Raw genomic sequence first — 13,992 nt, 5'->3', positions numbered from 1 at the left:
ACTGAATTCAGGTGGATTATTCATCGTCATAACTCGGTCCGGCATAGTTATCAAAACGCGACCATTGCCCGTTAAATGCCAGGCGGACTGTCCCGATAGGACCATTACGCTGCTTACCGATGATAATTTCAGCAACGCCTTTCAGATCACTGTTTTCGTTATAAACCTCATCACGATAGATAAACATAATAAGGTCAGCATCCTGCTCGATAGAACCTGATTCACGTAAGTCTGAGTTCACCGGGCGCTTTTCTGCGCGCTGCTCCAGGCTACGGTTTAACTGGGAGAGCGCAACCACCGGCACCTGTAACTCTTTTGCCAGTGCTTTCAGGGAGCGGGAGATTTCTGCAATTTCCAGGGTCCGGTTATCGGACAAAGACGGCACACGCATCAGTTGCAGGTAGTCGATCATAATCATACTCAATCCGCCGTGCTCACGGTAAACCCGCCGGGCGCGGGAGCGCACATCGGTCGGCGTCAGGCCGGAAGAGTCATCAATATACATATTGCGCTTTTCAAGCAGAATACCCATGGTGCTGGAGATCCGCGCCCAATCCTCATCATCAAGCTGTCCGGTACGGATCCGGGTCTGGTCAACGCGGGAAAGAGAAGCGAGCATACGCATCATGATCTGGTTGCCGGGCATCTCAAGGCTGAAAATCAGCACCGGTTTGTCTTCTGTCATCGCCGCATTTTCACATAAGTTCATGGCGAACGTTGTTTTCCCCATGGACGGACGCGCTGCAACAATAATTAAATCAGAGGATTGCAAACCAGCGGTTTTTTTATCCAGATCATGATAGCCGGAAGAAACGCCGGTCACACCGTCATGCGGCTGCTGATACAGCTTTTCAATTTTTTCGACCGTCTCTTCGAGAATAGCGTCGATCCCTTTCGGCCCTTCATTTTTATTGGCACGATTTTCAGCGATCTGGAACACGCGGGATTCCGCCAGATCGAGCAGATCTTCACTTGAACGCCCCTGCGGATCATATCCGGCGTCGGCTATCTCATTCGCGACTGAAATCATATCGCGGATAACCGCACGTTCGCGGACGATATCTGCATAAGCGTTGATATTCGCCGCACTTGGCGTATTTTTTGATAACTCTGCCAGATAGGCAAAACCACCGACATTATCCAGCTCGCCGCTCGTATCCAGTGCTTCAGACAACGTGATTAAGTCAATCGGACGGCTCTGCTCCAGCAGGCGCTGCATCTGGCTGAAAATAGTCCGGTGCGGGCGGCTGAAAAAGTCCTCGCTGGTCACACGCTCAGAGACATTATCCCAACGTTCGTTATCCAGCATCAGTCCGCCGAGAACAGACTGCTCAGCCTCCAGGGAATGCGGCGGTAATTTCAGCCTTCCATCTGATGGTCGCGGGGTTTGTCGTTCTTGGTGTCCTTGGGATATCTGGCCATGAAACTCTCTTACTTATCGATACGTCAGTCGGGGAGAATAGTCTGGTCCCGGAAGGGGGACGCAATGGGCTAGTATAGCCCTCATTTACCGCCGATTGCACGAAGCTTGAGTAATTTTCAGTGACATGCAATTATGCCAAATACAATAAATCATCTGATTATCTCTTCTGCTTACTGTTTCCGCGGGATCCCGCAGTCAACCTGCATGTAATCCGCATGTAAGTAGTCAGTTTCTTTTCCGAATGAGGTTCCCTTCATGGCTAAACGTATTGAATTTGATGCTCCCGGCAGCGCTGATGTACTGGTATACCGCGATTTCACCCCGGCAGATCCGGCGCCTGGTGAGGTTCAGGTAGAGAATAAAGCGATCGGCGTGAATTATATTGATACCTACTTTCGCAGCGGGCTATATCCGGCACCGGTTTCACCATCGGGCGTTGGTTCAGAGGCCGCAGGTGTGGTGGTAAAAATTGGTGCCGGTGTTAAGCACATTAAAGTGGGGGATCGCGTGGTATACGGGCAATCTCCGCTGGGTGCATACAGTGAAATTCATAATGTACCGGAAGAAAAACTGGCTGTTCTGCCTGACGGGATAAGCTTTGAAACGGCTGCCGCCTGCTTTATGAAAGGCATGACCGCCTTTTATCTGCTGCGCAAAACCTATGAAGTAAAAGCCGGGGAAATTTTCCTGTTCCATGCCGCCGCCGGTGGCGTGGGACAAATTGCCTGTCAGTGGGCAAAAGCACTGGGCGCGAAAATGATCGGTACGGTCGGCTCTGAGGAAAAAGCGCAGAAAGCAAAAGCCGCCGGTGCATGGGAAACCATTAATTATAATAAAGAAGATATAACTGAGCGCGTGCTGGCACTGACTAACGGCGAAAAAGTGAGTGTCGTCTATGACTCTGTCGGGAAAGATACCTGGCTGCCCTCTCTCGACTGCCTGAAACGTCGCGGCCTGATGGTCAGCTACGGTAATGCATCCGGCCCGGTAACAGGCGTAGATCTGGGCATTTTAAATAAAAAAGGCTCACTGTATGTGACCCGCCCTTCTGTCTTTGGTTATATCACTAACCGTGAAGAATTAAATGAAGCCAGCAAAGCCATTTTTGACCTGATCCTGAGCGGCAAACTGACGATTTCCATTCCGGTGGATCAGGTTTATCCGCTGAAAGACGCAAAACTAGCCCATCAGCGCCTGGAAAGCCGCGCAACAACCGGTTCCAGTATTTTAATTCCTTAAAATATATATTATTTCATAATTAATAAGCGCTCGTTATTTAACAAGCGCTTATTTATATATAACCAATAACCATACTAAATCTATATCGTTATTTTCATTGACTGCTCACTCACGGGTATTTATCCTTTGTTCTCCGGAGACAATAATAAAAGGAATTAGCATGAGTAATAATGAAATTAAATATCTTATTGATTTTATTTATAAAGATGGACACATTACCAATACTGAGTTTCAGATGATCCGTGATGAAGCTGACAAAAAATTTGATTCCCTTCTTGAACAATATGGAAAAAATAATAGTCTTTCTGCTTTTCAAAAATCGGCTGACGTTACAGTACAGTTAATGCAGGAAAGTTTTTTTATTATGAAGAAAAAAACAGAAGCAGCAGAAACAGCAGAAAAGAAAGAAGAAATTAAAGATGCATTCAATGCACAAATAAATTATATGGTTGCTTGTTATAATCGTTTCTTTGATTCACTGTAATTGATCTAAATGAACTCTCCGGTCGGAGAGTTCATTCATAATTTATATTATTCTTCATTACCCTTTCGGGTAACAAATGCCAGCGCAGCTTCAATGACTTTCACATCCGCTCCCGCTTTATGTGCATTTTCGCTCAGATGACGCCGCCACTGACGCGCGCCCGGGATCCCCTGGAAAATACCCAGCATATGACGAGTGACATGCCCCAGATACGTTCCCTTAGCCAGTTCTTCTTCAATATACGGATACATGGATTCAATCGCGGCAATGGTATCCGTGACCGGCAACGCGTTATCAAATAACGCATTATCCACCTGTGCCAGAATCGACGGATTCTGATACGCTTCGCGTCCGACCATTACCCCATCCATATATTGCAGATGTATTTTTGCTTCTTCCAACGTTTTGACACCGCCGTTCAGTGCCATTATCAGATTCGGAAAATCTTTTTTCAGCTGATAAACCCGCGGATAGTCCAGTGGCGGAATTTCGCGGTTCTCTTTCGGGCTGAGTCCGGAGAGCCAGGCTTTGCGGGCATGGATAATAAACATCTCACATCCCCCGCGATTTGCTACTGTGCCGACAAAATCACAGAGAAATTCATAGCTGTCCTGATCGTCGATACCAATCCGGGTTTTTACTGTTACCGGGATATCTGCCACATCGCGCATCGCGGCAACACAATCTGCAACCAGTGCAGCATTTCCCATCAGACAGGCACCAAACATACCATTTTGCACACGATCAGAAGGACAACCCACATTGAGATTGATTTCATCATATCCGCGCGCCTGTGCCAGCTTCGCGCATTCAGCGAGTGCCATCGGGTCACTGCCGCCCAATTGCAGGGCTACCGGATGTTCAGCCTCGTTATACGCCAGATAGTCACCTTTACCGAACAAGATTGCCCCGGTCGTCACCATTTCTGTATATAAAAGGGCATGGCGGCTGAGTTTGCGGTGGAAATACCGGCAATGACGGTCAGTCCAGTCCAGCATCGGTGCCACGGAAAAGCGGTTAAGGTTCTTATAGCCGCTGACGGCGCGTGGTTGCTGGTTTTCTGTGGTTTTTTCTGTTGGCGTATTTTGGTGCATATTTGGTCTTTTTAGTGTGTTTTTGCTTTATCGGCACCCCTGTCAGCACCCCAAAGAGCAGGGATATAAATCAGGAAGCACATAACTGATGAGTGATTGTATCACAGAGCATGAGCTGTACACTGATCCGCAATCAGAACCGGATGCACAGCATATCCAGATATAATACGTCACTCTGAGCAGCAGCGCAGGCGCGGATATTAACCCGGATAATAAGCGTGATGAATTTATCGAGCATATCAATTATATCGGCGCATATTCTTTCGATATCCGGGTTATTATTATTCTCTGCTCTCTTTTTTCATCTGTTGTTCATTCTTACTGACCCGGTATGCATTCCACGCCAGCAATCCGCCACACAGCATAACAATTGCCAGCGCTGGTTTTGGCGGTAACGGCGCTGCTATTGCGAGGAGAGCGAAAAGCGCACCACCTGCCATCTGAATAAATCCGACTAACGCCGAAGCAACACCCGCTGTATCTGAATAAGGTTCCAGTGCATAACTGGTTGCCGGGCCCATAATAAACGCCAGCCCGGAACATGAAATAACCACAGGTAACATATACACCAGCCAATGGCGCTGAATATCAGCCGGCATCAACAATAAACTGATTACCAGCGCGGCACAGCCTGCAATCATCATTCCGCCACCGGTAAACAGGCAAACAGGACGACCGGCTTTTTGGATAATACGGTTAGCTATCATACTGACAGCCATGATCCAGAATCCGTTAAAACCAAAAACAACCGAAAATAGCAGCGGACTAAGCCCGGCGTCGCCCATTAATACTGTTGGTGCCAGAGAGACATACGTTAAAGCCATTCCCATTGTGCCGGCATTTACTAATGAAAATATTAAAAAACGCTTGTTGCCTAAAATTGAAATCATAATTTTAAGCGGTTTTTCTTTTGCTCCATTTTTATTTTCAGGTCTGGTTTCGGGAAGATATCTGACTATAAGAACCAAAATCACTACTGCATATAATGTCAGGAACCCAAAAGGTGCCCTCCACCCAAAATATTCGGCTAATATTCCGCCCAATAACGGAGCTAATGCGGGAACAATATTTAATGTTCCGTTTAAAAAACCAAAAGCGCGGGCTGCTTCATTGCCGTTAAAACAATCACGGACACTGCTGAATGCAACGACAGATGTACAACAAACAGCAAGCCCCTGTAATAAACGGGAAATAATAAACATTGCCGGTGTCACCGAAAATACGGCAGTCAGAGAGCCGGATATATACAAAATAATACCGATAACAGCCATCGGCCTGCGTCCGAACCGGTCAACAAGATACCCGGTTACCAACTGTCCAAGGCCTAATACAAGAATAAATAAGGATATTGTTGACTGGATCAATGACTCGCTGCTGCCCAATCCTTTTGCAATCGCGGGGATAGTCGGCAGGTACAGATCGATACCTAATGGTCCGAGCAAAACCATGACAAGTAATAAAGGTAATAGATTTCGCATATAATGAATAATTCGCTAATTCTTTGACAAACCTGAAGAATACACTAAACACTGCTTTTTTCAACAGTTTCACTTTTCCTGCGTTATTACCAAAACCTCGTGAATACAATATCATTACATATAAATATCATCTGACTTTTATTTCACTTACTTTAATTAGATATTATAATCACCACAAAATAACACATTCATGATGTGCAAATAAAATAATAACAAATAAAACCCGGATCATAAAATAGAACAAACTATCTATATTGCGTTAATATAGCTCTGTCGTTATCAATGGAATCCATCATATGTTGATTCTGATAAATTAAAATATAATGAAATTATTTTTATACTTTATGGAAACTTTTATATTATTTGTTCTGCTGTCAGCGCCGACATACCCGTAATGGATTTAACAAATGTACCTATAGGCTGTGATGTATCCCACATTTGTTCCTCAGTACATCAGCTGTGAGCGCACAATCCGTTACAGTAGTTTAATCGCCCATTATGTACACATATTTAGCATCAATATCTTTATATTAAGTATAATCCCGAGTAAATATCAGAATATTCCCCTTACCCGTCATTCATGTAAGATGTTAAAACCCATGGATGATCCATAACAATATGAAATAGTTGAGGTTACCGTGTTCATACTTAGTCACGCCCGTGAAGATGTATATATTTTGTTGTTTTTTTGTATATATTACATATTAAAATGGTATCGATTATACTTTTTAAAGACCCCCTTTGAGGAAACAAATTCGTCAAGTTAAATTTCAATATTATTAATGACAACCGTTTATCTAAAATAATTTATGACAACATATGATAAATATGAGTTGGCGATGTTTATTGGCAAAAAAATAAAGTGTCAGCGTATTTCCCGATGCCTGACAGGAAGAGAACTGTCAATGAAAATTAATATCTCACAGCAACAGCTATCCCGATATGAAACGGGAGCGAGTTTAATTCCGCTTGATAAGCTATTAATGCTCGCTGACGTCCTGAATATTAATGTTAATTATTTTTTTGATGATACCCGTTGTGATGATGAATAGGCTTTAATTTGATAAACATTAATATGTAATTAACCAGAATGACAGATGATAATGAGTAATAAAACAGATAATAACCTGAACACCAGCATCGGCGAAATGTACAAAATGGTCGGCGGACAGATTCGCAAGATACGTAAACTCACCGGTATCACCTCAACCGAACTGGCCGGGATGATTGGCGTATCACAACAGCAAATATCCCGCTATGAAAATGGCAGTACCAAAATTTCATTGGATATTATTCTGAGGATCTCCCGGGTATTAAATACCTCGCCCTACTATTTTATTGACGATGGTCTGCTCTTTTTTATCCACCATCACCTGCCGGAGGAAAATACGCTTCTGCACGACGCAGATACCATACTGCCCGTGACAATAATATAATCATCCCCGGATACCTGCTGCAATAACACCGCTCAGTGTAATTGCAGCCTTTAATTATGCCGGCAGTGTCGTGACATCAATCCACTTTGCATCAGTCAGTTCCGCCAGACGGGCAGGAGCAAGCCGTACTGCTGAATTAGCCGATCCCGCTGCCGGTAAAATAACCTCATGCTGTTTAAGAGAATGATCCGCATAGATCTCAAGCGGTACAGGTAACCCGAAAGGACACACTCCGCCTACCGGATGCCCGGTAAAGAGAACGACATCATCAGCAGTCAGCATTTTAGCTTTACAGCCAAACTGTGTTTTAAATTTTTTATTATCCAGGCGGGCATCTCCTGCCATAACCACCAGGATAGCGCTCTCATCCGTCAGTTTAAATGAGAGCGTTTTACAAATTTGCCCGGGAGTCACACCATGAACCTCTGCGGCCTGTACCACTGTTGCGGTAGGCGGTGCTGTTTCAATGATCGTTATCTCCGGGGCGTGTGTGTTAAGCCAGATACGGACAGCGTCAATACTCATTCAGGAACTCCGTTTAATTATTATTTGTTTTATTGTGTCTGCCCCTGAAAGCTCAACATAATTTGCCCTGAATTGGCAGCAGTTTTTTCGACAAAATAGTACCGGTTCCGGTTATTCTGCCGCAATTCATGCTAGAGTGAGTTGTTTATCTATTTATTGGTTAACGGAAGGCAATGTCATGCAACCTGTTGATATAACATCTTTATTAAAAAAAAGCAGAAGCGCTGTGCCAGTCACGCAGTGTGCGCATGACCTCTCAGCGTAAAGCTATTTTACAGCTGATTGCCGGGCAGTACGGCGCCATCAGTGCGTATGAACTACTGGATTTACTACGGGAAACAGAGCCGCAGGCAAAACCGCCGACTATCTACCGGGGATTGGAATTCCTGCTGGAACAAGGATTTATCCACAAAATTGAATCCACAAACAGCTTTGTTATGTGCCCGCACTTTGATAAACCCAGCCACACCTCTGTGTTATTTATCTGTGATCGCTGTAATAGTGTTACTGAGCGGGATGGCGAACAGATTGATTCACAAATTAATCTGCTGGCAGATGCCGCACAATTTCATATCCGCCATAGTGTGATCGAAGCGCATGGCTATTGCCGGCCTTGCTATGATATTGAATCCTGTACACACAGAGATAAATGCCTGCACGACCACGAAGAGCCGCATAAACGCGGGCGCTGAATAACAAAAAACCACAGAATCCGTCTCCGGCGCACTGTGGTTTTTTAAGCGATTTACGTATTAACTCATTTCGATCGCTGAATCAGTTCCAGTCACTGTTACGGATAACCCCGACAGCCAGACCTTCAACAATAAAACTTTGTTCCCGCAAATCGACAACAATCGGGCTGAACTCCGTATTTTCAGCGTGAAGCTCAATTTTATTACCTACTTTCTTAAACCGCTTAACGGTAACTTCATCTTCAATGCGGGCAACCACCACCTGACCGTTATGCACGTCCTGGGTTTTATGCACTGCGAGCAAATCACCATCCATGATACCGATATCTTTCATCGACATGCCATTCACCCGCAGCAGAAAATCTGCGCTGGGTTTAAAGAGTGACGGGTCAACCTGATAATAGCTTTCGATATGTTCCTGCGCTAATAAAGGCTCACCTGCGGCCACACGACCAATCAGAGGTAAACCTGCATCGTCTTCTTCTTCCATAAGCAGACGGATCCCCCGGGACGCTCCCGAGATAATTTCAATTACGCCTTTACGCGCCAGTGCTTTCAGATGCTCTTCCGCCGCATTCGGAGAGCGAAAACCCAGGCGGGCCGCAATCTCTGCACGCGTTGGTGGCATGCCCGTCTGCGCAATATGGTCACGTACCAGGTCATATACCTGTTGTTGCCGTGCCGTCAGTGCTTTCATTCCGCCCCCTGTTTGTTTATACAGTCAAGCTGTGAGTATATACAGGTATTTCAGGATTGGGAACCACAACATGAGGGAAATACGCACACAACTGCATGTTTCATAAAAAATAGTCTGTCACAGGCGCTGAAAATAGCCGATAAACAGCATAATCCAGATAAACAGCCCGAGTAATGACGTAACAAGCACCGCAGCCGATCCCATATCTTTCGCCCGCCCGGAAAGCACGTGGTACTCTGTACCGATTCGGTCCACAACCGCTTCAATCGCACTGTTAAGCAGCTCAATCACCACCACCAGCACCACAGACCCGACCAGTAAAATCCGCTCAATAGCAGAAAAGGATAATGAAAACGCAATAATCACTGCAAGAACAAGTGCCAGCAACTCCTGGCGGATAGCCGCTTCATGCTGCCATCCGGCTTTCAGTCCTTTCCAGGAATAGCCTGCTGCTTTAATTACACGTATAAAACCGGTATTTTTCTTCATTTTGGTCACTGTTTATTCATTGATTATCTGAAAATTTGCCGCTGATTTTTCACTGCGTTATTATTGGTGTAACACAGACCCGGCTTCGCCTTTCTGGTATGCTGAGCGCGAATTATCAACAAGAGGCTTCATACATTTATGTCACTCTGGCGTAAAATATACTATAACGCATTGAGTTTACCATTGAAATTATTGGTAAAAAGCAAGCCGATCCCGACGGATCCGGTCAACGAACTGGGGCTGGATACACAACATCCGACACTCTATGTTCTCCCTTATCATTCCAAGGCTGACTTACTCACGCTGCGCCGCCAATGCCTCGCACAAGGTCTGCCTGATCCGCTGGAAGATAATACCATTGGTAATACCACATTACCGGGGTATGTCTTTATCGACGACGGCCCGCGGGTATTCCGTTATTACGCCCTGAATCCGCGTAAGGATTCGGTCAATATTTTCCATGCGTATCTGGATTTGCACCGCAATAATCCTGCGCTGGATATTCAGATGCTGCCGGTTTCTGTGATGTTCGGCCGCTCTCCCGGGCGCGAAGGGCACAACGGCGTACCACACCTGAGGTTATTAAACGGTATTCAGAAATTTTTCGCCATTATCTGGCTCGGACGCGACAGCTTTGTACGCTTTTCTCAGCCGGTCTCCATGGGTGCGATGGCATCTGAGCACGGCACTGACACTATTATTGCTAATAAACTGGCCCGTGTCGCCCGTATTCACTTTTCACGCCAGCGCATGGCGGCAATCGGTCCGAAACTGCCGGTTCGTCAGGAATTATTTAATAAACTGCTGAAATCCAAAGTGATTGAAAAAGCAGTTGAAGATGAAGCAAAGACTAAAAAAATCACCCCTGAAAAAGCCCGGCAAAATGCAGTATCAATGATGAATGAAGTGGCGGCAAACTTCACTTACGATGCACTGCGTGTTGCAGACCGGGTGTTACGCTGGACATGGAACCGCCTGTATCAGGGGCTGAATGTTCATAATGCCGAGCGGGTACGCCAGCTGGCGCAGGATGGTCATGAGATAGTGTATGTTCCGTGCCACCGCAGCCACATGGACTATCTGCTGCTCTCTTATGTGCTTTATCATCAGGGACTGGTGCCGCCGCATATTGCCGCGGGGATTAACCTCAATTTCTGGCCCGCCGGTCCGATTTTCCGCCGTCTCGGGGCATTCTTTATCCGCCGTAGCTTCAAAGGTAATAAACTCTACTCCACGGTTTTCCGCGAGTATCTGAGTGAATTATTCTCACGCGGTTATTCGATTGAGTACTTTGTCGAAGGCGGACGCTCACGGACAGGCCGTCTGCTTGAACCGAAAACCGGTACGCTTTCTATGACTCTCCAGGCGATGCTGCGCGGTGACTCCCGTCCTATCACCCTGGTGCCGGTGTATATCGGCTATGAGCATGTGATGGAAGTGGGGACTTACGCAAAAGAGCTGCGGGGTGCCACCAAGCAGAAAGAAGGTTTTATGCAGATGGTGCGCGGACTGCGCAAATTGCGTAATCTCGGTCAGGGCTATGTTAACTTCGGCCAGCCGATTCCGCTGTCCCAGTATCTGACCCGCCGGGTACCGGACTGGCGTGAAGCGATTGATCCTGTCGAACCACAGCGCCCGTCCTGGCTGACACCGACAGCAACTGAGCTGGCAGGCAATATTATGGTTAACATCAATAATGCTGCTGCCGCAAATGCTATCAATCTGTGTACAACAGCCCTGCTCGCATCACGTCAGCGTTCACTGACCCGTGAGCAACTGCTTGAACAGCTTGACTGTTACCTGCAACTGCTGCGCAATGTACCTTACTCACCGGACAGCACCACGCCGGATAAAACAGCAGAAGCACTGCTGGAACACGCATTACAGATGAATAAGTTTGAGGTTGAAAAAGACAGCCTCGGCGATATTATCGTCCTCCCGCGTGAAACTGCCGTTCTGATGACATATTACCGGAACAACATTCTGCATATGCTGGTACTGCCGTCGCTTATCGCCAGTATTCTGATCCATCACCGCCGTATCAGCATTGATACAATCCGTGAACATGTCGGCATGATCTATCCGCTGCTGAAAGCAGAATTATTTATGCGTTACAGCCGGGAAGAGTTACCGGATATTCTCGATACCATTATTGATGAGCTATGCCGTCAGAAGCTAATCTGTCGTAAAGACGATAATGTGCTGGTGATCAACCCGGCACGTATCCGTCCGTTACAACTGCTGGCCGCCGGGGTGCGTGAAACACTGCAGCGTTATGCAATCACACTGTCACTGCTGAATGCCACACCGGAAATCAGCCGCTCAACACTGGAAAGAGAGAGCCGGACGCTGGCACAGCGCCTGTCTGTTCTGCACGGGATCAATGCACCTGAATTCTTCGATAAAGCGGTGTTTGCCACTCTGGTCAGCACACTGCGCGAAGAAGGTTATATCAATGACAGCGATGATATCATTGAGGCCAATGCACAGGCATTCTACAACGTGCTGGCTGAACTGATGTCGCCGGAAGTACGTCTGACCATTGAGAGTGTCAGTCTGGAAGCGGAGCAAGACGAAACCGCACCACAAGAGACTGATGTAACACTGCCGGCAGATAATACGGATGATAATCAAGATAAAACAACTCAGATCTGATCAATTCTGAGAACAAAAAAAGGTGATTGGGTTTCCCCAATCACCTTTTTTATTGCTTGTCAGACCAAATTTAGTGGCCTCCGCGCATCCGGAAGCCAGCGATAATGCGGGTAAGACTTTCAAGCGCAAATTAGTAACTCAATTTATTATTTGAATATACTTATTATTTTCTTATTTTCATAATGGTAACAATTGAATAAGGCTATATATAAGATGTTTGTCAGCTAAATCCCCTTGGAAACAATAAACCATTACCGCATGAAAAATATGATTTTTTACTTCACATTGTAACTGACCGCCAATTTAACCTTCATTAAATGAAATTAACTATTGATTAACAAAAATAAACAATTTATTGTTTCAGAATATTTATCCCGGAGAAATTTAAATATTAAAAGGAATACAATGTCAGACATAATTTATTTGACGCTAAAGGGACGTAATCAGGGGTTAATTTCGGCGGGCTGTTCGAGCTACAACTCAATTGGCAATAGATATCAGGATGGGCATACCGATGAAATACTGGTGTATTCTACAAACTACGATATAAACCGACAGCAGAACATCTCCCATGCACCTTTCGTATTAACAAAAGCAGATGATAAATCAACACCACTCTTACTAACCGCCATATCTGGTAATGAAATTTTAGACTGTAAGTTCAAATTTCATCGTATTGATAAGAACGGAGGACTGCAGCACTATAAAACTATCAAGTTGGGTAAAGCATCAATTATCAGAATTGCAAATGAGCATCCAAACTCACAATTGAATAATGAGTTGCAACCATTCGAAATGGTATCATTACGATATGAAAGTATTACAATAAATCATATTACAGCAAGCACATCAGGTTACAGCATTAGCCATACAGCAGGTAAATAATGGTTAGGCCTATTATCGATGTTCATCAAAATAGTTACGACGTACCGGTAATCGTAGTATCAAATCCACTCTATACTGCAATGATTGCAGATCCTGTAAATATTTACGTTATGGTAGATAATGATTATTCAGGGCACGTTGGATTAGTTATTGGTGATAGGGAACAAGCCTTACTATATGACCCTTCCGGTGGTTATATTGGATGCGGAGAGAAGTGCCTCACAAACGAGGTAGCGCATCGTGGTTCAGCAGAGTTTATGCCATATCCTGATTTTGATTGGGATACTTACCTTTCCTATCATCGCTGGAGTAGCGACGATATTGTCGTAATTCAATTCACTATACCTGGCGAACATGCAGAGCGGCTCAGGAATATCATTCTTAATAATGACTATTCATATTACTTTCATTGTGCAACAAATGTTGCCCGGGTGCTGAGAGAGAGTGGAGGCATATTTGAAAATTTAGAGGATGGCTTCAGGGCTCCCTGGGGTGTAAAAAAAGAGTTGTTAGGTATGAAACCACCAGCGGTTCTATTCCCAAATGCCAAATAAAAAGAGCACCATATATATCAATGGATTATCAGTGATAATTGGTACTATTACATATTTAATCGTAGTAGTTCATCAGTCATTTTTTCGGGTCTATGGTTATTATGGGGACATGTATGAGGCGGTGTCTGACTATTATAACGGGATGGGCTTGTTTTATTTGCTTTATTCTATCATTTTGATTTGCTTACTACGAGTTCAGATAACAAAGTTGTCCCCTTGCAAATGGGGGGCTCTGTATATTATTTTCCCGACGTTGATACCAATGATAGCCTGGCATTTCTATACGTGCCTGAAGCAATCAATTTACCAAAAATCATGCTTTGATATGTCATTGTATGACT

At 45.1% G+C, this 13,992-nt stretch carries 13 protein-coding genes and 1 pseudogene; 8 read left to right on the top strand and 6 right to left on the bottom strand.

Translation table 11 applies throughout. The features are described from left to right. Positions 1–16 precede the first annotated feature (16 nt). Positions 17–1,422, bottom strand: a pseudogene (gene dnaB / locus AYY17_RS07355) (replicative DNA helicase). A 256-nt stretch (positions 1,423–1,678) separates the two neighbouring features. Here dnaB and AYY17_RS07350 point away from each other — a divergent pair. Together AYY17_RS07350 and AYY17_RS07345 are read left to right on the top strand one after the other, a co-directional pair. Continuing rightward, complete coding sequence (locus AYY17_RS07350) at positions 1,679–2,662, top strand: NADPH:quinone reductase (protein ID WP_067422603.1); 984 nt, start codon at positions 1,679–1,681, stop codon at positions 2,660–2,662. A 160-nt stretch (positions 2,663–2,822) separates the two neighbouring features. Next, positions 2,823–3,146, top strand: a complete 324-nt coding sequence (locus tag AYY17_RS07345) for a hypothetical protein (protein WP_067422601.1) — start codon at positions 2,823–2,825, stop codon at positions 3,144–3,146. A 47-nt stretch (positions 3,147–3,193) separates the two neighbouring features. Here AYY17_RS07345 and dusA read toward each other — a convergent pair whose 3' ends face one another. Both dusA and AYY17_RS07335 read right to left on the bottom strand, forming a co-directional pair. Further along, on the bottom strand, positions 3,194–4,240 hold the full coding sequence (gene dusA, locus AYY17_RS07340; RefSeq protein WP_067422599.1) for a tRNA dihydrouridine(20/20a) synthase DusA: 1,047 nt from the start codon (positions 4,238–4,240) through the stop codon (positions 3,194–3,196). Between the two features lie 281 nt (positions 4,241–4,521). Further along, positions 4,522–5,718: a multidrug effflux MFS transporter gene (locus AYY17_RS07335; protein ID WP_067422597.1), complete on the bottom strand. Its 1,197-nt coding sequence runs from the start codon at positions 5,716–5,718 to the stop codon at positions 4,522–4,524. An 809-nt stretch (positions 5,719–6,527) separates the two neighbouring features. On the opposite strand from AYY17_RS07335, the gene AYY17_RS22195 reads away from it, so the two are divergent. Both AYY17_RS22195 and AYY17_RS07325 read left to right on the top strand, forming a co-directional pair. Further along, the gene (locus AYY17_RS22195) at positions 6,528–6,770 is read left to right on the top strand and encodes a helix-turn-helix domain-containing protein (protein ID WP_067422595.1); all 243 of its coding nucleotides are present in this window, start codon (positions 6,528–6,530) and stop codon (positions 6,768–6,770) included. Positions 6,771–6,821: 51 nt separating this feature from the next. Then, positions 6,822–7,154, top strand: a complete 333-nt coding sequence (locus AYY17_RS07325) for a helix-turn-helix domain-containing protein (RefSeq protein ID WP_067422664.1) — start codon at positions 6,822–6,824, stop codon at positions 7,152–7,154. A gap of 54 nt (positions 7,155–7,208) precedes the next feature. On the opposite strand, the gene AYY17_RS07320 is transcribed toward AYY17_RS07325, so the two are convergent. Next, positions 7,209–7,679 (bottom strand): YbaK/EbsC family protein, encoded by a 471-nt coding sequence (locus tag AYY17_RS07320; RefSeq protein ID WP_067422593.1) that lies wholly within the window; start codon positions 7,677–7,679, stop codon positions 7,209–7,211. 248 nt (positions 7,680–7,927) lie between these two features. Between AYY17_RS07320 and zur the strand changes: the two genes are divergently transcribed. Further along, positions 7,928–8,371: a zinc uptake transcriptional repressor Zur gene (gene zur / locus AYY17_RS07315; RefSeq protein WP_235845322.1), complete on the top strand. Its 444-nt coding sequence runs from the start codon at positions 7,928–7,930 to the stop codon at positions 8,369–8,371. Between the two features lie 82 nt (positions 8,372–8,453). On the opposite strand, the gene lexA is transcribed toward zur, so the two are convergent. Continuing rightward, positions 8,454–9,068, bottom strand: coding sequence for a transcriptional repressor LexA (gene lexA, locus AYY17_RS07310; protein WP_067422589.1), 615 nt, complete (start codon positions 9,066–9,068; stop codon positions 8,454–8,456). 117 nt (positions 9,069–9,185) lie between these two features. After that, positions 9,186–9,557: a diacylglycerol kinase gene (locus AYY17_RS07305; protein ID WP_067400747.1), complete on the bottom strand. Its 372-nt coding sequence runs from the start codon at positions 9,555–9,557 to the stop codon at positions 9,186–9,188. A gap of 138 nt (positions 9,558–9,695) precedes the next feature. Here AYY17_RS07305 and plsB point away from each other — a divergent pair, with 138 nt between their 5' ends. From plsB to AYY17_RS07290, 3 genes are all read left to right on the top strand, one after another. Next, the gene (gene plsB, locus AYY17_RS07300; RefSeq protein WP_067422587.1) at positions 9,696–12,212 is read left to right on the top strand and encodes a glycerol-3-phosphate 1-O-acyltransferase PlsB; all 2,517 of its coding nucleotides are present in this window, start codon (positions 9,696–9,698) and stop codon (positions 12,210–12,212) included. Positions 12,213–12,617: 405 nt separating this feature from the next. Then, positions 12,618–13,097 carry an Hcp family type VI secretion system effector gene (locus AYY17_RS07295; protein WP_067422585.1) on the top strand — a complete coding sequence of 160 codons (480 nt, stop codon included), beginning with the start codon at positions 12,618–12,620 and terminating at the stop codon, positions 13,095–13,097. Next, positions 13,097–13,651, top strand: coding sequence for a hypothetical protein (locus AYY17_RS07290; RefSeq protein ID WP_067422583.1), 555 nt, complete (start codon positions 13,097–13,099; stop codon positions 13,649–13,651). Before AYY17_RS07295 ends, AYY17_RS07290 begins: the two co-directional genes overlap by 1 nt. The last annotated feature ends 341 nt before the right edge of the window (positions 13,652–13,992 follow it).

The sequence above is a fragment of the Morganella psychrotolerans genome, from assembly GCF_001676055.1.
Classification (GTDB): domain Bacteria; phylum Pseudomonadota; class Gammaproteobacteria; order Enterobacterales; family Enterobacteriaceae; genus Morganella; species Morganella psychrotolerans_B.
Note: the sequence above shows the minus strand (reverse complement) of the source record. Positions and strands in the feature narration are given on the sequence as shown.

Excerpts from the sequence above, each read along its gene's own strand:
- AYY17_RS07350 (WP_067422603.1), top strand. The coding sequence starts at position 1,679 with ATGGCTAAACGTATTGAATTTGATGCTCCCGGCAGCGCTGATGTACTG.
- AYY17_RS07345 (WP_067422601.1), top strand. The coding sequence starts at position 2,823 with ATGAGTAATAATGAAATTAAATATCTTATTGATTTTATTTATAAAGAT.
- dusA (WP_067422599.1), bottom strand. The coding sequence starts at position 4,240 with ATGCACCAAAATACGCCAACAGAAAAAACCACAGAAAACCAGCAACCA.
- AYY17_RS07335 (WP_067422597.1), bottom strand. The coding sequence starts at position 5,718 with ATGCGAAATCTATTACCTTTATTACTTGTCATGGTTTTGCTCGGACCA.
- AYY17_RS22195 (WP_067422595.1), top strand. The coding sequence starts at position 6,528 with ATGACAACATATGATAAATATGAGTTGGCGATGTTTATTGGCAAAAAA.
- AYY17_RS07325 (WP_067422664.1), top strand. The coding sequence starts at position 6,822 with ATGAGTAATAAAACAGATAATAACCTGAACACCAGCATCGGCGAAATG.
- AYY17_RS07320 (WP_067422593.1), bottom strand. The coding sequence starts at position 7,679 with ATGAGTATTGACGCTGTCCGTATCTGGCTTAACACACACGCCCCGGAG.
- zur (WP_235845322.1), top strand. The coding sequence starts at position 7,928 with ATGACCTCTCAGCGTAAAGCTATTTTACAGCTGATTGCCGGGCAGTAC.
- lexA (WP_067422589.1), bottom strand. The coding sequence starts at position 9,068 with ATGAAAGCACTGACGGCACGGCAACAACAGGTATATGACCTGGTACGT.
- AYY17_RS07305 (WP_067400747.1), bottom strand. The coding sequence starts at position 9,557 with ATGAAGAAAAATACCGGTTTTATACGTGTAATTAAAGCAGCAGGCTAT.
- plsB (WP_067422587.1), top strand. The coding sequence starts at position 9,696 with ATGTCACTCTGGCGTAAAATATACTATAACGCATTGAGTTTACCATTG.
- AYY17_RS07295 (WP_067422585.1), top strand. The coding sequence starts at position 12,618 with ATGTCAGACATAATTTATTTGACGCTAAAGGGACGTAATCAGGGGTTA.
- AYY17_RS07290 (WP_067422583.1), top strand. The coding sequence starts at position 13,097 with ATGGTTAGGCCTATTATCGATGTTCATCAAAATAGTTACGACGTACCG.